Below are 23,354 nucleotides of genomic sequence, written 5' to 3' on the forward strand. Positions count from 1 at the left end.
GCGTTGCATCATTTAAAATTCCTACCCTTGTGAAATATGTTCCTTGCATCAGGTATTGGTGACGTTGTTTCATCACTCTTGGAGAGTGTGAGTAGTGGCAGATCTTCCTTACCTGATGCTGTTAGTTCGCCTAATAACTTAGTAAGGTTAAAGCACCGCTTTACGACTACGTGGATAACCTCACCCTCTATCTGCAACCTACCCTCCACCATCAATAAGCGTGATTGGACTATCTCTTTGCGGTAACGGTCAAATAGGTTTTCCCACACTACGAGGTTAGCAAACCCTGTCTCATCTTCAATCGTTATAAACACCACACCTTTAGCAGTTCCTGGTCTTTGCCTTACAGTAACTAATCCTGCTACTCTCACAGAGTCGCCATCTTTTAATGTATTCAGATCATTAGTTGCTGTAACGTGTAGCAGTGTAAGCTTTTCACGTGTAAAACTAACCGGATGTGCCTTTAAGGATAATCCTATGGCAGCGTAATCTTGTACAACGTTTTCCGCTGGCGACATAAACGGTAACGACATCTGCGTTTCTTTTACACTCTCCGATTGTTGGCCTGTAAACAAGCCAATTGGTTTATCACTTAACGCCGGTACTTCCCATAATGCCTCACGCCTGTTGAGGTTGATAGAGTTGAAGGCATCCGCATCGCTCAACCGCTCAATCGCGCTCTGCGATACTCCTGCATCACTCAACTGGCTGATAGTGATATAGCCCTGCTGCCTGCCAGCGATTAGCAATTGCATATCATCTTCACGCAAACCTTTTACCTGCCTGAAACCTAACCGTAAGGAGTGATACTGTCCTTCTTTCGCTTCTAAAATATTATCCCAATAGGAATAGTTTATATCTATAGGCAGCACATTAACCCCATGCTTCCTCGCATCAATAACTATCTGCGCTGGTTGATAAAAACCCATAGGTTGACTATTTAAAAGTGCAGCTGCGAACACATCCGGATAATGGCACTTCAACCAGGACGAAATATAAACCAGGTGTGCAAATGAAGCTGCGTGGCTTTCAGGGAACCCATAGCTGCCAAAGCCTTCTAACTGTTTAAATACACGTGCCGCAAATTCTTCCTCGTAACCTCTCCCCACCATACCGTCAATAAGTTTTTTACGGTGTTGGCTAACCAGGCCTTTAGCTTTGAATGTGGCCATACTTCTTCTTAACTGGTCAGCCTCGGCAGGTGTGAATCCTGCTGCAACTATGGCTATCTCCATCGCTTGCTCCTGGAATAACGGTACACCTCTGGTACGGCTGAGTATCTCCCTTAATTCTTCTTTAGGGTATTCTTCGGGTTCTTCACCATTCCGCCTGCGCAGGTAAGGGTGTACCATGTCACCTTGAATAGGTCCGGGTCTAACGATAGCAACCTCGATAACCAGGTCGTAAAACTTACGTGGCCTCAACCGTGGCAGCATCGACATTTGCGCACGGCTCTCTATCTGGAATACGCCAAGCGTATCGGCGTGACAGATCATATCATATACCTTTGGATCATCTTGTGGTACATTTTCCAGTGTCAGGTCAAGACCATAGTGTTGCTTAGCCAATTTGAAACCTTTGCGGATGCAGGTTAGCATACCCAACGCCAACACATCTACTTTTAAAATACCAAGAGCCTCTAAGTCGTCTTTGTTCCACTCCAATTGGGTACGGTCAGCCATGCGCGCATTGAGTACAGGGCATATATCCGACAGCTTGCATTGCGTTATTACAAAGCCCCCGGTATGTTGCCCTAACTGTCTCGGGAAGCCTAAAAGTTGTCCTGTTAGTTCAAGCACCTTAAACAGCATTGGTTCATCAGGGTTCAAACCTTGCGAAATGATGCGCTCCCTGTCGAAAGCTTCTTCTTCAAAACTCCATATCGCGCCTGATAACCTGTTTATGGTATCAACCGATAAGCCCATCGCTTTTCCCACATCGCGTATAGCACCTTTATGTCGCTCTTGAGTAACAGTTGCAACAATAGCAGCATGTTCCCGTCCGTAAGTATCGTATATCCATTGTATGATCTCCTCACGCCGTTCATGTTCAAAGTCCACATCCACATCGGGCCATTCATCCCTTGCTTCCGACATAAATCGCGAAAACAGCAACCTTGACTTTTCAGGATTGACAGCAGTTATACCCAGGCAAAAGCAGACAGCAGAGTTAGCAGCAGAGCCACGGCCCTGATGTAATATTTGTAACTCCTCTGCTTTTTGGGTGTACTCAAATATGCGCAGGAAGTAAGGAGCAAGCTTTCGCTTTTGGAAGAACGCAAGCTCAAAGTTAAGCTGCTCTGTAGTTTTAGAAGGTATGTTGTTATCGAACCTTTTGTTAGCCCCTGTAAAAGTATGCTCGCGCAGGTGCTCATCGGCAGTCCTGCCGTCAGGGCTTACCCATTCAGGTTCAAGGTATTTTAAAGTATCTAATGAAAATGTACAGGCATCCGCGATCTCTTTGGTACGCTCCAGTGCTTCGGGGTACTGCATAAACAGCCTTTCGAGTTCCTCAACAGGCTTCAGGTATCTTTCAGCATTACTAAGCAACTTAAAACCACCTGATTGTATGGTACACTTCTCACGTACACAGGTAACTACATCCTGTAATTCACGCCTGCCTGCTTCGTGGTAGTGTACATCACCTGTAGCAACTAATGGCACACCTAACTTTGAGAGCCTGTACATGCGTTTGGCATCATCACCATTATATATTTTATTGGCCGCGAGGTAAAGTGATGAGCCAAGTACAGCTTTATATTCCTGTACATCTTGCTTAAAAGCTTCGTCAAAGTCAAACCGTTCATTAAGTGATGATGGCGGTACGATCACAAACTTTATTCCCTCAGCATATTCGAATACATCTTGCTTATAAATGATACACTGCCCTTTTTCCGTACGCAGGTTACCTCTGGTCAGTATAGCACACATTCTGCCCCATGCGGTAATATCAGTAGGATAAGCAAGCAAACTTGTACCGTCAGCCAGGTCGAGGCGACAGGCAGGTATCAAAGTGATACCCGTTTGTTGTGCAGCTAAATGAGCACGTACTACACCTGCCACACTGTTACGGTCGGTAATGGCTATTTTCTCGTAACCTAACTTAGCGGCGTGCTCAACCAGTTCGTCGGGATGCGAACCACCACGCAAAAACGTGAAGTTACTGGTAACTTGTAACTCACTGTACCTCATGCGAAGAAACCATGAATAAACCATTGTGACCGTTCAGCATCGTAATGACCTGAACGAAATAACCAATAGCGACACCCCTCGGCATCTTCTACATAATAGTAGTCCCGGTGTTCGCCTGTTTCAAGCCACCATTCCCGTTCGATACGTTCCGGCCCATCTGCTTTCTTGATGTAATGTACGTTGCCTTTATAACGAAACAGGATAGGTGGGTAATCAGGTATGGGTGCTGTCACTTCTATTCTTTCAGGACGTGGCAATAGTAATGAAGGTCGAGGTCTGTCTGTACGCCATACGGTTAACCTCTTTTCTTGAAAGGACTGAGCCAGCCTGATAGAACGTTCAGGAAAATAACGTTCTTGTGGTAGGTAGCGATGAATGTTCGCTGCACCTATCTTGTTTCCAAGCCTGTCTAATAACTCTGCCAACGAATTATCCTCTAAACTACAACCTTCTTGCGACCATAGTACTTCTTGTCCCGGTTCCACATCATCAACCTTTGGCGCTTCTAAAACAAAAAGGTCAATACCAAGTGCAGGCTCTATCTTTTGTATATTGAGTTCAAACAGCTTAAACAGGTGTTCTATGTGATTAGTTGCACGGTTAGTGCCTATACTAACCTCACCACTGATACCATCTATACGGTAGTATTTAAGTACACCGGTACGTAAGCCTTTCCCTTCACCCTCCAACCGTTTGCATAAAGTTTCGAGTAAGGTTTTGATAGCAATTTCAATCCCGCCAACTGTCCTGATTGGTTCAAGGCAGGGCAAGCGTTCATGGTAGGGTTCAATAGGTTGTAGAGGTTGCAGGTATTCGTTCTCATTACCTAACGCCTGATTTAAACGTAGCAGGAAGTCTTCACCAAATCTTCTGCGTAAAGCTGAACGGCTTAACCCAATGAAACTTTTAATAGTATACAACCCAAGCTTTTGAAGCCGCTCTTCAATTACCGGGTCGATACGCAGTGCAACAGGTGGCATTGACAACAGTGCTTCCACATGCTCACCCTCACCAATTATCGCCTTGACCTTTCCATATCTTGCATTAGCCCAGGCAGCACCTACAGTATCTGCCATTGCAGCCCTGACATCATAACCCTTACTTCTTAGCACTTTGACGATATTGCCTAGGTAAGCACGTTCGCCACCCCATAAATGCGTACAGCCTGAAACATCCAGTATCAGACCATCGGGTAAGTCAGCAGCTATAATAGGCGTATAACGGATACACCATTCACCTAATGCTATCAGCAGTTTACCTGCTTTGCCCGGAATGTCATCTATAACTTTAAGTTCAGGGACTATGGCTTTCGCATCCGCAGCGGTCATACCAACTTTGATATTTTGTTGCTGTGCAGGCAGGTTAGTTGCGGTTATGATCATTCGGCCGCGCGTAGGTGCAGCGAAAACAAAAGGTATAGCTTTTAATTCTGGTTGGCGGAGGGCGTACCAGTCAGTCAGTAAATGACGAAACCATAATGAAACATAGCGTTTAGACATAGCTTATCCAACTTTTCTTTTCTCTTGTTTAAACGTTACTTCATTTACCTGCTGGAACCCATCCGCTGACCATTCTATCTTCCATGAGCCCGGGTTACCATTGCGCACTTTTAAAAGTTCAACATGCCAACGCGGGAAACCTACGCCTGGCATATCTTTCTCAACTTCACTTGGCAATGGCTTGATCTGCCACCTCGCTACACAAGTGCTTGCGCTTACTTTGCTTGCATCACTTCTTAGTATGAAACCGGTTACTTTACTTTTCTCTACAGCTAATTGCAGTCGCCTTGACTGCATGAAAGTTATGTCTTTCAGCTCCGCTATCACCGCTGCTAATCCATCACATTTAAGGGCTTCTTCGGTTGCCCATAACACATCCTTGTCTCTCTTGAGGTCAACGAATATGATGCGGTCAGGTTCGACATTGAAAAGTTTTAGTGAGGGTGGAAAGATCAATCTTGCGGTACTTATCCAAAGGCAAGCCCCATCATGTACCATTAAGGCTTTTAGTAAGCCTGCTATAAATCCACCTGAAGCAGCAGCATTTTCACGTTCAGCCGTAATAAACTCATGCAATGCGCCTTTAGGAAACACGCCATTTGGAAAAGCTGTATTTACAAAACTCAGACCGGTGTCATCAACCTCACCCGATGAGTGAGGTTTGAAACCCTGCATCAAAAGTATCTCTTTTTGCAGCTTGCCTATGATGTCCCTCTTTGTTTCCATATTGACTGTACAGCTTCATAGAAGCCTTGCATTTGAACACAAAGCTAATGCTAATATTATTAGCAATTCATGGTTGTTTAAAAATAGTTTGTAACTGTTGTCTTGTTGAAAGTAATGACAAGGAGATATTCTTTATACTTTAAGAAGTTGGTGGGTGAGAGTGAGTGCATAATAGCAAGCAAAGGTAGGTGTGTAGCTGCTGAAGCGAACGAAAGACTACAGCATAAACACAACCTTACCCTCTACCCTACATTTATTCCGTTTCCTTTCTTTCTTGATTGCTACAAACCTAAGTTGATGGCTTTAATTATTCAACCACTTAACTTAGATTTGAACAAATGAATTAAACACTTCATGAAGTCTTTGAACAACAAAAGTCATTAACAAACGTGCCAGCAATGCGCCAAAGTCCAATTAAAACCAACGAAAACAACACAGAAAGTAAACTTCAACACCACAGCAACCTTAACCCGAGTAATTAATTAACAGATTTATTAAACTGCGTTTAGAGCGTGGACGACACATTAGAGTATAAAAAGACCCCTTAAGATGACTTAAGAGGTCTACAGTATTTGTGGTATCAGCTGGGATCGAACCAGCGACACAAGGATTTTCAGTCCTTTGCTCTACCGACTGAGCTATGATACCGCCGTTTGAGGAGTGCAAATGTAGTTTGTTTTTTTATTTATAGAAACTTTTTTATAAAAAAGCTTTTAATTAGCTGATTTTCATTGCAGAATAATTTAATTCATACAAATATTTGCCAAATCATCCAATTAACTATATTTGAAAAATACTATGCAAGCATAATATGATTGGCCAATTAATCTTTATTATCATACTCGCAGCCGCTATTTACCTTTTCAGTAAAAACGTAGCTAAAATAAGGCGCAATATTTTATTGGGTAAAGATACTGACCGATCCGATCAGCCCGCCAAACGCTGGCGCATAATGGCCAGTGTAGCTTTGGGCCAAAGCAAAATGGTTAAACGTCCAGTGGCTGCCGTGATGCATTTTTTTATTTACGTGGGATTTGTTATCATCAACCTGGAAGTGATGGAGATCATGATCGATGGGATATTTGGTTCGCACCGCATATTTTCAAAACCATTGGGTAGTTTATATGGCTTGCTGATCGGTAGTTTTGAAGTACTGGCAGTTTTAGTACTTATCTCCTGCGTAGTTTTCCTGATCCGCAGAAACATCATACAATTAAAAAGGTTCAGCGGTGTAGAAATGACCGATTGGCCAAAGTCTGATGCGAATTATATTCTTTGCATCGAAATACTGCTGATGACAGCTTTCCTGACCATGAATGCCGCCGACTTTAAATTACAGGCATTGCATTTTGGCGAGTATATTAAAGCCGGTAATTTTCCGGTTAGTAGTTTAATAACGCCACTTTTGCCAAACAGCGCTCATGCTTTAGTTATTTTGGAACGCAGTTGCTGGTGGTTCCATATTTGCGGGATACTGGCATTTTTAAATTATTTGCCATACTCAAAGCACTTTCACATTTTGCTGGCGTTCCCGAATGTTTATTATTCTAACCTGAATCTTAAAGGCAAATTTACTAATATGCCATCAGTTACTAACGAGGTTAAGGCTATGCTCGATCCATCATTCACACATCCTGCTCCTGAAGAAGGTGAAATAAGCCGCTTTGGCGCCAGGGATGTTACCGATCTCACCTGGAAAAACCTGATGGAGGCTTATACCTGTACCGAGTGCGGCCGCTGTACATCAGTTTGCCCGGCAAATATTACCGGCAAACTACTATCGCCGCGAAAGATCATGATGGATACGCGTGACCGGGTTACCGAAGTTGGCAAAAACATCGATTTGAATGGTAAAGACCATGATGATGGCAAAACTTTATTAGATACCTACATCACTCGCGAAGAAATTTGGGCTTGCACTACCTGTAATGCCTGCGTTGAGGCTTGCCCGGTAAATATCAACCCATTGGAGATTATTACTGAGCTGCGCCGATATGCAGTGATGGAAGAAGCACAGTCGCCTGCAAGTTTAAACAACATGTTCGGTAATATGGAGAACAATGGTGCCCCATGGAAATACTCGCAGGCAGACAGGTTTAATTGGGCGGAGAACAATAAATAATGTGCAAATATGCTGATGAGCAAATATGCAGATGATAAGAACTTACAAAATGGATAATACAATAACCGAACTTAAGGTACCTACCATGGCCGAATTGCTTGCTGAAGGCAAGGAACCTGAGATTTTATTTTGGGTTGGATGCGCGGGCAGTTTTGATGAACGGGCACAGAAAATAACCCGCGATATTTGCAAGATCTTGCAGCATATGGGTATGAGCTTTGCCGTTTTGGGTACCGAGGAAAGCTGTACCGGTGACCCGGCAAAACGCGCAGGCAACGAATTCCTGTTCCAAATGCAGGCCATGACCAATATTGAAGTGCTTAACGGTTATAACATAAAAAAAATAGTAACCGGCTGTCCACATTGTTTTAATACGATTAAGAACGAATACCCGGGCCTGGGTGGCACCTATGAAGTGATCCACCATACCCAACTTATCCAGCAATTAATTGACGAAGGCAAATTAAAGGCCGAAGGCGGTGAAAGCTTTAAAGGCAGGCGCATTACTTATCATGACCCATGCTATTTAGGCCGCGGAAATGGCGTATATGAAGCCCCGCGTGCGGCATTAGAGATTTTAGATACCGAGCTTGTTGAAATGAAGCGCTGCAAATCCAACGGTTTATGCTGTGGTGCCGGCGGCGCGCAAATGTTTAAAGAGGCTGAGAAGGGTAACAAAGAAATCAACGATGAACGTATTGATGAGGTGATCTCCATTAACGCTACGGTTGTGGCAGCTGCCTGTCCGTTTTGTATGACGATGCTGACCGACGGCGTAAAACACCGTGATAAAGAAGAAGAAATTAAAGTGCTGGATATTGCCGAAATTACTGCAAGGGCTAATGGATTGTAAACAATTTAGTTATTAAAACGCTGTAAAATCTATCGCTCAAACCCTGTTAAATCGCAACAAAGTTTGTTGTCCCAATTACCGGTTTTAGCTACAGCATTGTATGTCGATCTTAAAAATTGCAGTAACACCTTTTCCGGGTTTTCGGAGCGTTGTACCACCTCATACAATAAAAAATATTCGCCCATCTCATTACTGTAGAAGGCTTCGCTCGGTTCAATAAACTGGCTGCCGAAATCTGCCGGGGTTGGGTAACAATAACTGTAAAAAGCAGGGTGCGGAAAAGCTTCGCTCCCACCCCAAAAACCTGCACTGCTTACCTCATGCGAATAAGCTTCCTGCATTACCTTAACAGGCATATTAGGCGCGCCGCCCGTATGCAATGGCGCTTCGCGGCCTGAGAAGCGGGTAACAGCCAGGTCAAACGCGCCCCAAAACAAATGAACCGGGCTGCATTTACCGGTGAATTCCGCCCTAAACCGCAGGAAAACCGCATTGATCCTTACCAAAGCCTGCCAGTATAAATTCATTTGCGTTGCATCGTAAGTTTTATGCTGTTCATCTTTTGCAAAGGGTATGGCTACTTCCAGTTCATTGGGTTTAGCATATATTTCCACTTCAACACCCATTGCGTTCAACATTAAGAATATTTCTCTATAAAAACCGGCTACCGAAAGGCCTTGCAGGGCGAAACTTTCCTTAAGCCCGTTGCTTGCAATAATTTGCAGCTCATGGTCAACAAAGTCAAAATCGATCTGAAAACTACCGCCCCCATAAGGAATATTTCCGGTAGTCAGCCCACGCGGCGAAATATAAAGCGTAACGTGCCAGCTATGGTTTATCCAGGGTGTTTTCTTCAGGCGGATCTTACCCACAATTTGCGCCCAAAGCTGCACGGTTTCTAAAGTATCCTTTAAATCTTCAAAAGCCAGCTCGGGCCATTGGGTCGGGGTTGTAATTTGTGATGCCATTATTGGAGATTTTATCTTAACAAAGATTTTTAATGGCAAAATGTTTAGTTGAAAAGGATACTACCTATATAAAAACTATTTTTGAGTAAAACTAAAACCTAATGAAACTCATAATTATCTTATTGGTAATAATTATACCGAACTTTTCATTTGCTCAAAAAAACAATAACAATTATTCAATTAAAATTGAAGCCTCAGCTCCGCTGATCGGACAGGGACATTGGTTTAATATAGTAAAGACAGAAGATTCAGTTAGGATTATTTATTCAGTTTTGGATAGTATTCGATTTCAATTATTAATAAAAGATCCTGAATACATCAAATTACAAGATTCAATAAACAAAGTTCATAATAATCCGGATTACAGGATTATAGAAAAGGTGTCTCTGGCAAAATACAAACTCACCGAAAAATATTATGTGTATGACAGTGATACGGTATGCATATCATTGAACGACTATCCTGATTACAGTAAATTGCTGGATAGTATTTATACCGGAACTAATTTTAATGATACAAAAGGCCGAACTGTACTTGATGGGGTGTATTTTTCAGTTAATGTTATATCAGCTACGGTAAATCGGGAATTCCATGCAGATAATCCGGATGAAAGTTCTAATCCAACTATTTTTCATTTAACAAACGACACTTTTAACATTTACGTTAGATTACGAAAACGTATACTTATTCATCACCGGACAAGATAGAAATTCTCAAAATATTCAACTGGCTAACCCTCATGGCATTTTCCTATCTTTACCACAAAATATGAAGTACCTGCGCTTGCTCCTGTTTCCCTTTTCACTTATTTACGGGCTGGTAGTCATTATCCGTAACTGGTTGTATGATACGGGTTTGTTTAAAAGCCGCAAGTTTTATATCCCGGTGATATCTGTTGGCAACCTTGACGTTGGCGGTGCAGGGAAAAGCCCTATGACGGAGTACCTGGTCAGTTTACTTAAAAATAAATACCGCATGGCAACTTTAAGCCGCGGTTATGGCCGTAACACTAAAGGATATTTGGTTGCAAACGAGAAATCGCCCGGTACCATAGCCGACCTTGTAGGTGATGAGCCTGCCCAGTTTCATCAAAAATTTCCCGAGATCACCGTAGCTGTGTGTGAAGACAGGGTTGTTGGCATCAAGCAATTAAAGGTTGATCATCAGTTAGTAATTATGGATGATGCTTACCAGCATCGCGCGGTAAAACCGGGGTTAAGCCTTTTACTGTTCGACTATAATCGCATTGATGAACCACTCCTGTTGTTGCCCGCGGGTAACCTGCGCGAGCCGTTTAATGGGCGTAAACGCGCAAACGTGATCATCATATCCAAATGTCCTGAAGAAATATCATCGCGCGAGCAATCAGCTGCTTTAGAAAAGATTCAGCCGTTTCAAAATCAGCAGGTTTTTTTTACGTCGATAGCGTATAAGCAATTGCAATCTTTTAAGGGCGAAGCTGTTCCGGTTAAATTAACCGAAAAAACTATCGTATTTTTAATAACTGGTATTGCCAGCGCTGATCCATTGGTGCAACACATTCAAAAACATACACAGCACATCATTCACCATAAATATCCGGATCATCATCGCTTTAGCTTAAAAAATATCATTAAACTTGCTGATGGATTTTCAGAGTGCAGATCAGCTGATAAAGTGATCATCACTACAGAAAAAGATGCCCAAAGATTGGCAGAACACAGGTTGCTGCCGGTAACAAAGGAATTACCCATTTTAGTAATGCCTATCGGTATTAATTTTTTAAACAACGAACAGGAAAAGTTCGATGGATTAGTTATTGACTATGTTAGAACGCATACAGAACACCACAAAATACATTAAAAGCCGCATTGGCGATTTTGAACCCGAAGTGGGTATAATTTTAGGCACCGGCCTTGGCGCACTTGTACAGGAAATTGAGGTTGAAAAACAACTGATGTATGGCAATATCCCTGATTTTCCGATCTCAACATTGGAATTTCATTCGGGTAAACTGATATTTGGTACGCTTGCAGGTATAAAAGTTGTTGCCATGCAGGGGCGCCTCCATTATTACGAAGGTTATAATATGCAGCAGATCACCTTCCCGGTTAGGGTGATGAAAATGCTGGGCATAAAAAAGCTACTGGTATCAAACGCCAGCGGATCATTAAACCCTGACTTTAAAAAAGGCGACCTAATGGTTATTGATGACCATATAAACCTGCAACCTCCAAACCCGCTCATCGGGCGTAATGAGGACGAACTTGGCCCGCGTTTCCCGGATATGAGCAGGCCTTACAACCCCGACTTTATAAATAAAGCATTGGATATTGCAAAGGCAAACAATATTACCTGCCATAAGGGAGTTTATGTTGCTGTAACCGGCCCAAACCTTGAAACCAGGGCCGAGTACAAATATTTAAGAATAATTGGAGGAGATGCAGTTGGGATGAGCACCGTGCCCGAAGTAATAGTGGCTAACCACATGGGGTTGCCGGTATTTGCCATATCGGTGTTGACTGATGAGGGTTTTCCGGAAGTGCTTAACCCGGTTTCGATAGAAGAAATACTGGCCATTGCGCAGCAAGCGGAGCCAAAAATGACCTTGATACTTAAAGAATTAATAGCCGGTTTTTAATGCCTCACAAATTTAAATACTTATTAATATTACTGATAGCATTATTTGCGCAGGCAGCTTTTGCCCAGGTACCTAATCAGCCAGGTTATACCGGCCCGGGATATGGTGGCCAGCCCGGTTATAACGGTCAACAAACTTCTCCGTTTGCCGATACTGCGCATCGGCAGGTAAAGCAATTATCAGCCGACCAGGAAATAGATACCTTACGTAAAAAAGAGGAATTAAGGCGTGACAGCGTTATTTTCACTTCAAAATTCATCAGGGTAACTACCGAACGTTTACTGCGGGATAGCACACAGCTTTTTCCGCTGGATACGACCATAAATAACTTCGAAAATTATAGTCCGCTTTACCAGCCGGGCGATCCTAAAATAAGTCTCGGCCACCTGGGCCTCGATGCCCGCGACCTGATGTTTGTGCCATCAAAAACCATTGGCTTTGACCCCGGCTTGCACACGCTTGATATTTACATGCTGCACCCCGAGGATATTAACTATTATAATGCCCGTGCACCTTATAGCTTACTTAGTTTAGTTACCGGGGGCACCGCAGAACAGATTTTTAAAGTAGTGCACACCCAAAATATTAAACCAAACTGGAACGTAGGTTTTAACCTTAATTTCCTGGGTTCGCGTGGGTTTTACTCTACTAATGATGTGCTCGAGCAAAATGTAAGCAACCTGAATGCAGCCTTATTTACCTGGTACCAATCAAAAAGCAGGCGCTATAACTTGTTAGCCAATGTAATTTTAAATAATGTTAAAGCACCGGAAACGGGTTCACTGTCAAGCAGCTACAATAATGTGTTCGACCAAACGCTGGTTGATAAAACCACCATCCCGGTAAAGCTCCCCAATACTTATGAAAACTGGAAAGACAACGGCATTTACATTAAACAGTTTTACTATATAGGCCATGTGGATACCGTAGCGTACGGCGGCGATACCACCAAAGTTATCCCAACGCAGCGCGTAGCATATACTTTCCACTACAATGTGCAGAAATTCGAGTTTATTCAGAACGACCAGGATACTGCACACGTGTTCCCCGATTATTATTTCAGTTCGAACAGATCGCGCGACTCATTAGTTATTCATCACCTTCAAAATGATTTTGCCTATAGTTTTGCGTTAAGAAGCAAAGCCGCTAAAAACGAGATCAAGCTGGATGTAGGGTTAACGCAGGACTTTTATCAATATTCGCAATACGTAAGCGACTCCGTAGTTAACGTTTACGGCCAGCAGGTTACACAGCAGGCACAGGTGCAAAAAACTTCGTTCGAGGATCTGACCCTGAAAGGTCGGCTCGGCTACCGGTTTAGTAACAAAGCCGCTTTTGAGGCCAATGTGAATCAGATTGTACAGGGACGGGATTTTGGCGACTTTTTATATGATTTTAAGCTGATGTTATCCGGCGGTAACAAAGCCGGTAAAATTATACTGGATGCTTATACACAAAACAGTTCGCCTCCGTTGGTTTATACCGATTGGATCTCGAATCACTACATTTTTCAGAATAGTTTTAGTAAGCAAAAAACCAACAGTGCTTCGTTCAATTATATAAACGCCCCACTGCAGCTTGATTTGAAGGCGGAATATTTCCTGCTGACCGACTACCTGTATTTTGCTTCGGATGCCGGTGGCAGCGACGCCCATCCTACACAATTGAGCACCCCTATAAACCTGATAAAAATAACGCTGAGTAAAAACTTAGCATGGAAGAGATGGCATTTTAACAATACCATCATCTACCAAAAAACAGATAACGAGGATGTATTGCGCACGCCATCATTGTACACTTACACCAGCTTATATTACACCAAATTGCTATTTAATGTATTGAATACCAGCATTGGTACCGATATCCGTTATAACACCACTTACCTGGCACCATCCTACGCGGTAGGTTTAGGCCAGTTTTACAACGGGCCCGATGTTACCTTTTCATCATACCCAAAAGCAACTGTATTTATAAAAGCAACGCTGATGCGCACCAACCTGTTTGTAATGTATGATTACGCCAACCAGGGCCTGTTCAGCAAAGGATCATACAGCGTGAACCGTTACCCGAATGAAGATGCGCAGCTTAAGTTCGGCGTTTCATGGACGTTTTATAATTAAGAGAATTTGTTTATATATTTAAGCCACCTGAACGGTGGCTTTTTTATTAACCGACATGATTATTTTTATACCTATAGTAATTCTATTTTTTTCATTAATTATAGCTTTGCAATTTCTTATTTATCGCATTATAATTAAAAATGCATTGACAAAGTATATTGAACCTAAGCTAAAAGAAAAAGGCTTTATTTTCATTGATTACAAATGGCCTGGACTTTTATCAAATGGTGAATTTAAGCCCGATGATATTGCATTATCTGTTATGAATAAAAATGGAAATGCTTCCATTTCAAATTATGCTTATATTTTTTATAAAGATGTTAATGATACGAAAAAAGTCACAGCAAAAATAGACACAACACTTTTAAGTATCACTAGCGTGTCTTTTAGTTCTGATTTTTAAATAAAATAAACCTGAATACTATCCAAATCTACAAAATCCCTTTCCCAATAAAAAAGCGTACCTTTGCGGCATAATACCCGTTCGCTTACGGTTTTGATCACTGGCAACTCTTCAGATCCGCTTATGCAATCGCGTTAGCACATATATTAAAAACATTACATGTCATTCGAAAATTTAAAATTGATTGAGCCCATCCTCAGGGCCTTAAAAACTGAGGGATATACAACACCTACGCCCATACAGGAGCAATCCATCCCCATTATATTACAACAACGCGATTTGCTTGGCTGCGCGCAAACCGGTACCGGTAAAACCGCGGCTTTCGCAATACCCATCCTGCAATTATTGTATAACGACAGGTTGCAGCATAAAGAGCAAAAAACGATAAAGGCACTTATACTAACCCCAACCCGCGAGCTGGCTATTCAGATTGACGAAAGCTTTGCCAATTATGGCAAGCACACCGGCTTAAAGCACCTGGTGATCTTTGGTGGGGTGTCACAAAACCCGCAGGCGGATGCGATCCGTCGTGGAGTTGATATTTTAGTGGCAACACCCGGCCGTTTATTGGATCTGATGCAGCAGCGCATCGTTCATCTTGACCATATTAAAATGCTGGTTCTGGATGAAGCCGACCGTATGCTGGATATGGGTTTTGTAAACGATGTTAAAAAGATCATTGCAAAAGTTCCTGTAAAAAGGCAAACATTGTTCTTTTCAGCTACCATGCCTAAAGAGATCCAAACCTTGGCTGATACCATCCTGACCCGCCCCGAAAAGGTGGAAGTTACCCCGGTATCATCAACAGCAGATACCATTCAGCAGGAGCTTTTTTATGTGGAGAAGAACGACAAGCGTGCCCTGCTTAACCACATCCTGAAAGATAAAGAAATTAAAACCGCGCTGGTATTTACCCGTACCAAACACGGCGCCGATAAGGTAGTTAAGGACCTGGTAAAGGCAGGCATTACTGCCGAAGCTATCCATGGTAATAAATCACAAAACGCGCGTCAGCGGGCTTTAACCAACTTTAAAAACCGTACTACCCGTGTATTAATTGCTACCGACATCGCCGCCCGTGGTATTGATATTGATGAATTGACACACGTTATAAATTACGAGTTACCTAACGTACCCGAAACTTACGTACACCGTATTGGCCGTACAGGCAGGGCCGGTGCAAGTGGTATAGCATTATCATTTTGTGATTCGGAGGAATTACCATTTTTAAAGGACATTCATAAACTTATTGCTAAACAAATACCCGTCAACGAAGCTCATCCCTACCCCATGAGCCCGCAAAGCATGGTAGCCAAAGCCGAAGCTGCAAAAACAGCAGGCGGTGGCCCTAAACGTGGTCGCGGATTTGGTAATAAGGACCGTGGCCGTGCAGGCAGCGGCAATAGTGGCGGCAGCGGCATGAGCGGTGCCAAAAAAAGCGGCAGCTGGGGCAACAGGGGCGGCAGAAGGGATTAAATATTTCTAAATGTCATTGCGAGGAACGAAGCAATCGCACGGAAGCAAGGTGAATATGCAAAGTTTGCGATTGCTTCGTCCCTTTCAATGGCATGATTTTACCGCCACTGTTAATAAGTTAATAATCCCTATTGCAGCAATCAAAACTTTGCCTTAATTTTAATTAATTTAATTGCCTTATTATATGCAACGCCTTGTACTACTTTTCAGGAATAAGTTTTTTTGGGTTACTGCAGCCTTTTTGGTGTGGATGTTGTTTTTTGATAAAAACGACCTGCTATCGCAATACCAATACCACCAGCAATTAAGCAAGCTAAAAACAGAGCGTGATTTTTACACTAAAGAAACCGCAAAGGTTAGCAAAGACCTGAGCGAACTAACATCCAACCCGGCACAACTTGAGAAATTCGCGCGCGAAAAGTACCTGATGAAAAAGGACAATGAGGATGTTTTTGTAATTGTAAAAGACAAATCAGATAATTGATCTCCCGGATCAATTTGTTTTAAGAAAGCTTTATTGTAAACTTAGTGCCTACATCAACGGTACTTTCAACCTTAATGGTTCCGCCTAATGATTCTACCTGGCTACGGGTAATAAATAGCCCGATACCTTTTGCATCATCATTGTTATGGAAGGTTTTATACATACCGAATACCTTGTCGCCGTGCTTATCCAAATCAATCCCAATTCCGTTATCTTCAAATATCAGGTAAATATGGCCATTCATCTGGAAGGTGTAACACTTCACCAGTAACCTGCGGTTTTTTTTACGGTATTTTATTGCATTGGTCAGCAGGTTTTGGAAAATGCTTTCCATATAAGCCGGGATGTAATTTATTTCTGTACACTTGCTAAAGTCGTATTCAATATGCGCGTCAACATCAGTAATGTTACTTTGCAGTGCGCATTTCACCTGTTCAAATATTGTTTCAAAAGAGATAATCGTTTTATCATCCTTTATTTCAGCCTGTATCTTTACTATCTCTTCCAAGTGCTTAACGGTAGTGTTCAGGCTCGAGCTGATCGATTTGATATGCTCAAAAACCTCTGTCCGTTCGTCTGCCGACTCAGTTTCGGTAAAAAGCTTTACCATAAAATCAAGGTTGCCTGTATGTGAGCGAAGGTTATGCGATACCATATAGGCAAAATTCTGCAAACGTTTGTTTTGATCGTGTGAAAGCGACAGTGAGCTTTTAGTTTCCAGCTCCTTCTTTTTACTTTCGCTGATATCTTGTAGTATTCCCCGAATGCTCACGCATCTGCCTAAATTATCTATAATCGGCATAGCTTTAAACCTCACCCAAATAAGCCTGTTCCTTGCGGTTCGGAAAGGAAGCTCCAAATCAAATGAATGGCAGGAACGTACAATGCTTTCCAATGCCCTGCTTACATCCGGGCGATATTTCGGTTCAAAAAAACTAATAACTTCATCAACCGTAAGCGTTATGTTATTATTGATCTCGAATATCTCGTAACCTTCTCCTGATAAGGTTAAATTCATCGAGTTCACCTCTATCTCCCATAGTGCAACCTTAGCCAGCTTACCTGCCTCGTTAAACCAAAGTTCCTTTTGTGATGATTGGTACTCTAATATTTTGTAGGCGTTGATATTAATTATCGACCCATAAATTTTAGGGTTCGCCAGATCATCTCCCCTTCGGCTTGAGCTTTCAAACCATTGATAACCATGTTTGGTTAAAAGGCGGATCTGTAAGGTACTGTTATCGGGATTGCGATCGGCAATAGCTTTGGAGAATATGCCTTTATCGCCGTGATAAAGCAGGTGATCATAAAAGAAGTTATAAGAAGCTTCTATCTCACCCGGCTCATAACCTAAAACACGGTAAAAGCCATCATACCACTTAACTTCGTTGGTATTGATGTTAAACTCCCATATTCCCGCATTTATATTATTTACTACATGAGTAAATTGGGATGCACTATTTTTTGAATCGTGATCTTCAGTAAAACTCATATATCAGTCAGTTCCATTCCATATAACGCTGTTGCACCTGTAAAATATGTGCCACAAGTAGCTAATACGCTTAATTAAAACCCCAGGTTGTTATTTTAGTAAAATTGATCAATATTAGGAGTCCAAATATAATAAAGGCTAAGCATAAATAGCTATAAACGTGCCATTTACAGCAATATTTTTACTCACATTTTATAGCAAAACGTAACTATTAGTTAATTATAGTTATTCAGGTTTTAACAACGGATAAGCAACCCGCCCCAAAAAAATAAAAAAGTTGGTTTACTTAATATGCAGACCATATTTTGTGGACTCAATACAGAAGCTAAATTTAATTTTTAGGCAATATTTCGATAGTATTAATTTTTATTCTTTTTTATTCGTCCTGAAAATCGGACGCAAATATTTATTTTTTTTCGCGATAAATAAAGTTTAGGCAAAAAACAAACCCCATCACTAATCAGAGCAATGGGGTTAATCCGGTATTAAAATATTATTATTCTGCTCTTCTTGGCTTGGCAGTAGCTTTAGGCTTAGCCGTGGCTTTAGGCGCAGGTTGCTTAGTAACAGCTTTTGGTGCAGTAGTAGCCACAGTTTTTTTAACAGCAACCGCAGGTTTAGTGCCATCTGCAGCTGGAGCAGCTTCTTCAGCAGCAGGTGCTTCGGTAGCAGGCTCTTCGTTAAAGAAAGGCAGGTCTTTCAAAATATGAAACCAGCTCACAATCTTCTTCATATCTGAAGCGTAAACTTTTTCCTCATCATGATCAGGTGCTACTTCCTTAAAAAAATCACGCAGCTTTTTACCGTCAGCTTTAGCATCAGGCACATTTGCGGCAGTTTTCATTTTCGCGAAAACATCAGTCAGCTTAATATCATCATCGTAACCAAAAACGGTTATCTCGTCCAAAGCAGCCAATTTAGCTGTTGACAGGTTAGCCACCAATTTAGTTTTATGTGCATCAAGGCTCTCCAATATAAAGCCAGTTTTGTTTTGCGAAAGTGCTTTCCACAATCCCGGTTTGCCGGATACGGCTACTATTCCCTGTAGGTTCATGTTATTTTGTTGAAAGTTGAAGGTTAAAAGTTAAAAGAAGCCGCAGTTAACTTTCGACTTTTTACTTTTAACTTTCAACTCTAAAATTAGTCTTCTATTACTTCTATGCTTAAAATTTTATCGTTTTGGCGGATGTCATCAACCACGTCAACATTCTCAATCACTTTACCAAAGCAAGTGTGGTTGCGGTCAAGGTGAGCGGTGTTTGCACGGCTGTGGCAAATGAAAAACTGTGATCCACCGGTGTTACGGCCTGCATGCGCCATTGAAAGCACACCACGGTCATGGTATTGATTTTCACCTGTTAATTCACAGTCGATATGGTAACCCGGGCCACCGCTGCCTGCGCGATAAGCAGTTGCTGGATCTTTAGAGAACGGGCAACCGCCCTGAACCATAAAATTAGGTATAACACGGTGAAAGGCAATGCCGTTGTAGAAACCTTCTTTAGCCAGTTTTTTAAAATTAGCAACAGTATTTGGTGCATCCTTATCATAAAACTCGACAGTCATGTCGCCTTTTTCGGTTTTAATAATCGCTTTACTCATTTGTATTTTTTTGGACTGCAAATGTAATGAAAAGAGGTGAAAGGCGAAAGTTTAAAGGTAATAGGTAATATTTTCTAAAAGCGTCATTGCGAGGAACGAAGCAATCTCTAAACCATACAGAGAAATTTGCAAAAGCTTCTGCCTATGTAAAGATTACTTCGTTCTTCAATGACGATTCTGGAGAATTTCCGTAAATTAAGTAATAATACCTTCCCTAAATATTCGTTAGCTTTGAATATGCTTCGCCCCAAAATACTTTTAACTTTTTGCTTTTTACTTTTTACTATCCTAACCAGGGCAGCTTCCATCCTTATACCGATGGATGAAGATCAAAAGGATCATTTAAAATCATATGGCATTGCTTTTTGGGTACTGAAGAATAACCAGGAAGTGGAATGGCTGCTCAATTACCGTGGTGGCAGCTTTATGATGAAATATGATAAAAAGATTGAAGACGAATGCAATATACGTGGGGTGAGTTACGAGGTTTTGGCCGATGCCAAGGCCAGCGACATCATTACTGAAGTAAGCGATCCATCCGTAAATATGGATGTGGTAAAATTGGAAAAAGCGCCAAAAATGGCTGTGTATTCACCCAAAGATAAACTACCCTGGGACGATGCCGTGACCCTGGTTTTAAAATATGCCGAGATTCCTTATGATGTGGTTTATGATGAGGAAGTGATCCGCGGCGACCTGCCTAAATACGATTGGCTGCACCTGCACCACGAAGATTTTACAGGCCAATACAGCAAGTTTTATGGCGGTTTCCGCTTTGCACAATGGTATAATGACGATGTGCGCAACCAGGAAGCTATGGCGCATAAACTGGGCTTTAAAAAGGTATCGCAAATGAAGCTGGCAGTTGCCCAAAAGATCCGTGATTTTTGCGCAGGTGGTGGCTTCCTGTTTGCCATGTGTTCCGGTACGGATACTTTTGATATTGCCCTGGCTGCTCATAATACCGACATCTGCGAAAGTATGTTCGACGGTGATGCCGCCGACCCGAATGCGCAATCCAAACTCGATTTTAGCGAGACGTTCGCCTTTCAGAATTTCACCATTGATATGAATCCGCTATCGCACAGCTTTAGCAATATTGATGTTACCCCAAGCAGGCACGTGGAGCAAAGCAATGACTTTTTTACGCTGTTTGATTTTTCGGCCAAATGGGATGTTGTTCCCAGCATGCTAACCCAGGACCATGACAAGGTAATCAAAGGCTTTATGGGATTGACCACTGCTTTTGATGAGCGAAAAATCAAGCCGGGTGTGATCATTATGGGCGAAATGAAAACCGGCAACGAAGCCCGTTACATTCACGGTGATTACGGCAAAGGCCAGTGGACATTCTACGGCGGCCACGACCCAGAAGATTACCAGCACATGGTAGGCGACCCGCCAACGGATCTGCATTTGCATCCGAATTCGCCGGGTTATAGGTTGATATTGAATAATGTATTGTTCCCGGCAGCACATAAGAAGAAGCAGAAAACTTAGGAGGTTTTAAACCCTTACAGCGAGAAACGCAGCAATCTCTGGTTCTACAGAAAATCATTACTGTCTTTTGGTATCGCTGCGCTAAGCATTACTTTCTTTTTGGCCGTCAAAAAGAAAGTAATCAAAGAAAAACTCTCGGCTACGTTCTGATCCTATGAAAGGTAGTGCTTTATCAGGGCATGTGCCACCCGGATCAGCCCTGATGCCGATTTAAAAAATTTAAGACATGGTCAGTACTATTTTCATTTTTGAATTTTCTTGTTACCCTTCCGGAACAACCTCGCTCTTGGCTTTTTCTTTCTTAAGATAGGAATCGATCAGAATAATGAACATCCCCGCCATGATCGACATATCTGCGACATTAAACACCCCGGTTTGAAATATGACGAAATCAATATGCATAAAATCGGTTACCGAGCCGTGGATGATGCGGTCATATAAATTACCGATACCGCCGCCGATGATGAAAATAATGCCTAGCAGCGTACTGCGGGTTAAATTGGTTTTGATGATAATATAAACTAATGCACCGATAAGCGCAGCCAACGGTAATATCATTAGTAAGATATACTTCACAGGGCCACCGAGGTTATCGCCAAGACTCAAGAAAGCGCCGGTATTTTCAGTTTTTTCGAGTGTGACATGGTTAGCTAAATAACCGATCACTTTGTTATCGGGCAGGTCTTTACGAACGATTGACTTCGATAGCTGGTCGCAGCCAATGTTTAGGGCGAGGATAAATAATATGATGGCAGCTCTAACGAACTTGTTTGATTTCATGGGGCAAAGATAACCGCTGATTTGGTATGATGTAATGATTTCGTTGATTTTTGTCTGAACCGGAATTTATGGAATTAATGAATTACATAATTCGATCAATTCCAAAAATTCAACTAATTCGACTTCAGACAAAAAAAGGCGGCATCAAGCCGGCTTTTCTATTCATTCAACTCAATCAACCACTCATGCAGTCAACCCAATCAACTATTTTTTATAGAATTTAAAATCCTTACCAATGAAACGGGCGTTAGCGCCTAATTCTTCTTCGATGCGAAGCAATTGGTTGTATTTAGCGATCCTGTCTGAACGTGAAGCAGAACCGGTTTTGATCTGGCCGCAATTTAAGGCTACTGCCAAATCAGCAATGGTGCTGTCTTCAGTCTCTCCTGAACGATGGCTCATTACCGAGGTGTAACCATTGGTTTGAGCAAGCGTTACCGCATTGATAGTTTCGGTTAATGAACCGATCTGGTTCACTTTAACCAGGATTGAGTTAGCAGTATCTTCGTCGATACCTCTTTGTAAGCGTTTGGTGTTGGTTACAAACAAATCGTCACCTACTAACTGAATTTTATCACCCAGTTTCTCGGTTAATAATTTCCAGCCTGCCCAATCATCCTCGTGCATACCATCTTCAATAGAGATAACGGGATATTTAGCCACTAATTCAGCAAGGTATTCAACCTGCTCAGCGCTGGTACGGATAGCACCTTTATTGCCTTCAAATTTAGTGTAGTCGTATTTGCCATCTTTGTAAAACTCAGAAGCAGCACAATCAAAAGCGATGAAAATATCAACACCTGGTTTGTAACCTGCTTTTTCAATCGCCTGCAAAATGGTTTCAACACCATCTTCAGTACCATCGAAAGCTGGTGCGAAACCACCTTCGTCACCTACTGCGGTTGATAAACCACGGTCGTGTAAGATCTTTTTCAGGTTGTGGAATACTTCAGTTCCCCAACGCAATGCTTCAGAGAATGATGGCGCGCCAACCGGCATGATCATAAACTCCTGGAACGCGATAGGCGCATCAGAGTGTGAACCACCGTTAACGATGTTCATCATCGGGATTGGCAATGTATTAGCATTTACACCACCAATGTAGCGGTATAAAGGCTGGCGGCTTTCCTGCGCGGCAGCTTTAGCGGCAGCAAGTGATACACCTAAAATAGCGTTAGCACCTAAGTTGCCTTTATTTTCAGTACCGTCTAAGTCGATCATTATTTTGTCGATGGTACCCTGGTCGAATACATCAACACCTTGTAATTCTTTAGCTATAATATCGTTTACATTGGCAACGGCTTTTAACACACCTTTACCCATGTAAACAGCTTTATCGTTATCGCGAAGTTCAACCGCTTCGTGCACACCCGTTGATGCACCTGATGGTACAGCAGCACGGCCAAAGGCGCCATTTTCAGTTAATACATCTACCTCGATGGTAGGATTGCCGCGCGAATCTAAAATCTGGCGGGCATGGACATCAATTATTAAGCTCATTTTCAATAAATTAATTTG

19 protein-coding genes and 1 tRNA gene are annotated in these 23,354 nt (G+C 42.2%); 10 read left to right on the plus strand and 10 right to left on the minus strand.

Going from position 1 to position 23,354, the window contains the following annotated elements; genetic code table 11:
- Window positions 1–8: 8 nt before the first annotated feature.
- From ACYZ0U_RS15065 to ACYZ0U_RS15080, 4 genes are all read right to left on the minus strand, one after another.
- Entirely contained in the window at window positions 9–3,191 is a 3,183-nt protein-coding gene (locus ACYZ0U_RS15065; RefSeq protein WP_461453365.1) for an error-prone DNA polymerase, read from the minus strand.
- Window positions 3,188–4,690, minus strand: coding sequence for a Y-family DNA polymerase (locus tag ACYZ0U_RS15070; protein WP_461453366.1), 1,503 nt, complete (start codon window positions 4,688–4,690; stop codon window positions 3,188–3,190). Before ACYZ0U_RS15070 ends, ACYZ0U_RS15065 begins: the two co-directional genes overlap by 4 nt.
- 3 nt (window positions 4,691–4,693) lie before the next feature.
- Window positions 4,694–5,416, minus strand: coding sequence for an ImuA family protein (locus ACYZ0U_RS15075; protein WP_461453367.1), 723 nt, complete (start codon window positions 5,414–5,416; stop codon window positions 4,694–4,696).
- A gap of 575 nt (window positions 5,417–5,991) precedes the next feature.
- Window positions 5,992–6,064: transfer RNA gene (locus ACYZ0U_RS15080), tRNA-Phe, on the minus strand.
- A 163-nt stretch (window positions 6,065–6,227) separates the two neighbouring features.
- Here ACYZ0U_RS15080 and ACYZ0U_RS15085 point away from each other — a divergent pair.
- Together ACYZ0U_RS15085 and ACYZ0U_RS15090 are read left to right on the plus strand one after the other, a co-directional pair.
- Window positions 6,228–7,538: a 4Fe-4S dicluster domain-containing protein gene (locus tag ACYZ0U_RS15085; RefSeq protein WP_461453368.1), complete on the plus strand. Its 1,311-nt coding sequence runs from the start codon at window positions 6,228–6,230 to the stop codon at window positions 7,536–7,538.
- Between the two features lie 49 nt (window positions 7,539–7,587).
- Entirely contained in the window at window positions 7,588–8,391 is an 804-nt protein-coding gene (locus tag ACYZ0U_RS15090) for a (Fe-S)-binding protein (protein ID WP_461453369.1), read from the plus strand.
- A 29-nt stretch (window positions 8,392–8,420) separates the two neighbouring features.
- On the opposite strand, the gene ACYZ0U_RS15095 is transcribed toward ACYZ0U_RS15090, so the two are convergent.
- Complete coding sequence (locus tag ACYZ0U_RS15095; RefSeq protein WP_461453370.1) at window positions 8,421–9,359, minus strand: DUF5996 family protein; 939 nt, start codon at window positions 9,357–9,359, stop codon at window positions 8,421–8,423.
- Window positions 9,360–9,460: 101 nt separating this feature from the next.
- On the opposite strand from ACYZ0U_RS15095, the gene ACYZ0U_RS15100 reads away from it, so the two are divergent.
- The 7 genes from ACYZ0U_RS15100 (at window position 9,461) to ACYZ0U_RS15130 (ending at window position 16,462) form a co-directional block, all read left to right on the plus strand.
- A complete protein-coding gene (locus ACYZ0U_RS15100) occupies window positions 9,461–10,066 on the plus strand; it encodes a hypothetical protein (RefSeq protein WP_461453371.1) in 606 nt (201 codons plus the stop codon).
- A gap of 61 nt (window positions 10,067–10,127) precedes the next feature.
- Window positions 10,128–11,201 carry a tetraacyldisaccharide 4'-kinase gene (gene lpxK, locus ACYZ0U_RS15105; RefSeq protein WP_461453372.1) on the plus strand — a complete coding sequence of 358 codons (1,074 nt, stop codon included), beginning with the start codon at window positions 10,128–10,130 and terminating at the stop codon, window positions 11,199–11,201.
- Window positions 11,164–11,979, plus strand: coding sequence for a purine-nucleoside phosphorylase (locus ACYZ0U_RS15110; RefSeq protein WP_461453373.1), 816 nt, complete (start codon window positions 11,164–11,166; stop codon window positions 11,977–11,979). Before lpxK ends, ACYZ0U_RS15110 begins: the two co-directional genes overlap by 38 nt.
- Window positions 11,979–14,099, plus strand: a complete 2,121-nt coding sequence (locus ACYZ0U_RS15115) for a putative porin (protein ID WP_461453374.1) — start codon at window positions 11,979–11,981, stop codon at window positions 14,097–14,099. Before ACYZ0U_RS15110 ends, ACYZ0U_RS15115 begins: the two co-directional genes overlap by 1 nt.
- A 34-nt stretch (window positions 14,100–14,133) precedes the next feature.
- Complete coding sequence (locus tag ACYZ0U_RS15120; protein ID WP_461453375.1) at window positions 14,134–14,502, plus strand: hypothetical protein; 369 nt, start codon at window positions 14,134–14,136, stop codon at window positions 14,500–14,502.
- 159 nt (window positions 14,503–14,661) lie between these two features.
- Window positions 14,662–15,978, plus strand: a complete 1,317-nt coding sequence (locus ACYZ0U_RS15125) for a DEAD/DEAH box helicase (RefSeq protein WP_461453376.1) — start codon at window positions 14,662–14,664, stop codon at window positions 15,976–15,978.
- A gap of 184 nt (window positions 15,979–16,162) precedes the next feature.
- Complete coding sequence (locus ACYZ0U_RS15130) at window positions 16,163–16,462, plus strand: FtsB family cell division protein (protein WP_461453377.1); 300 nt, start codon at window positions 16,163–16,165, stop codon at window positions 16,460–16,462.
- Window positions 16,463–16,481: 19 nt separating this feature from the next.
- Here ACYZ0U_RS15130 and ACYZ0U_RS15135 read toward each other — a convergent pair whose 3' ends face one another.
- The 3 genes from ACYZ0U_RS15135 to ACYZ0U_RS15145 form a co-directional block, all read right to left on the minus strand.
- Complete coding sequence (locus tag ACYZ0U_RS15135; RefSeq protein ID WP_461453378.1) at window positions 16,482–17,954, minus strand: PAS domain-containing sensor histidine kinase; 1,473 nt, start codon at window positions 17,952–17,954, stop codon at window positions 16,482–16,484.
- 496 nt (window positions 17,955–18,450) lie between these two features.
- Window positions 18,451–19,008 carry a DUF5606 family protein gene (locus ACYZ0U_RS15140; protein ID WP_461453379.1) on the minus strand — a complete coding sequence of 186 codons (558 nt, stop codon included), beginning with the start codon at window positions 19,006–19,008 and terminating at the stop codon, window positions 18,451–18,453.
- Between the two features lie 86 nt (window positions 19,009–19,094).
- Complete coding sequence (locus tag ACYZ0U_RS15145; protein ID WP_461453380.1) at window positions 19,095–19,556, minus strand: peptidylprolyl isomerase; 462 nt, start codon at window positions 19,554–19,556, stop codon at window positions 19,095–19,097.
- A 237-nt stretch (window positions 19,557–19,793) separates the two neighbouring features.
- Between ACYZ0U_RS15145 and ACYZ0U_RS15150 the strand changes: the two genes are divergently transcribed.
- Window positions 19,794–21,056: an asparagine synthetase B gene (locus ACYZ0U_RS15150; RefSeq protein WP_461453718.1), complete on the plus strand. Its 1,263-nt coding sequence runs from the start codon at window positions 19,794–19,796 to the stop codon at window positions 21,054–21,056.
- 261 nt (window positions 21,057–21,317) lie between these two features.
- Here the strand turns inward: ACYZ0U_RS15150 and lspA are convergent, their stop codons facing one another.
- Complete coding sequence (gene lspA, locus ACYZ0U_RS15155) at window positions 21,318–21,836, minus strand: signal peptidase II (RefSeq protein WP_461453381.1); 519 nt, start codon at window positions 21,834–21,836, stop codon at window positions 21,318–21,320.
- A 204-nt stretch (window positions 21,837–22,040) separates the two neighbouring features.
- Window positions 22,041–23,336 carry a phosphopyruvate hydratase gene (gene eno, locus ACYZ0U_RS15160; protein ID WP_461453382.1) on the minus strand — a complete coding sequence of 432 codons (1,296 nt, stop codon included), beginning with the start codon at window positions 23,334–23,336 and terminating at the stop codon, window positions 22,041–22,043.
- Between the last annotated feature and the right edge of the window lie 18 nt (window positions 23,337–23,354).

Origin of the sequence: Mucilaginibacter sp. (assembly GCF_965225845.1) — a bacterium.
Classification (GTDB): domain Bacteria; phylum Bacteroidota; class Bacteroidia; order Sphingobacteriales; family Sphingobacteriaceae; genus Mucilaginibacter.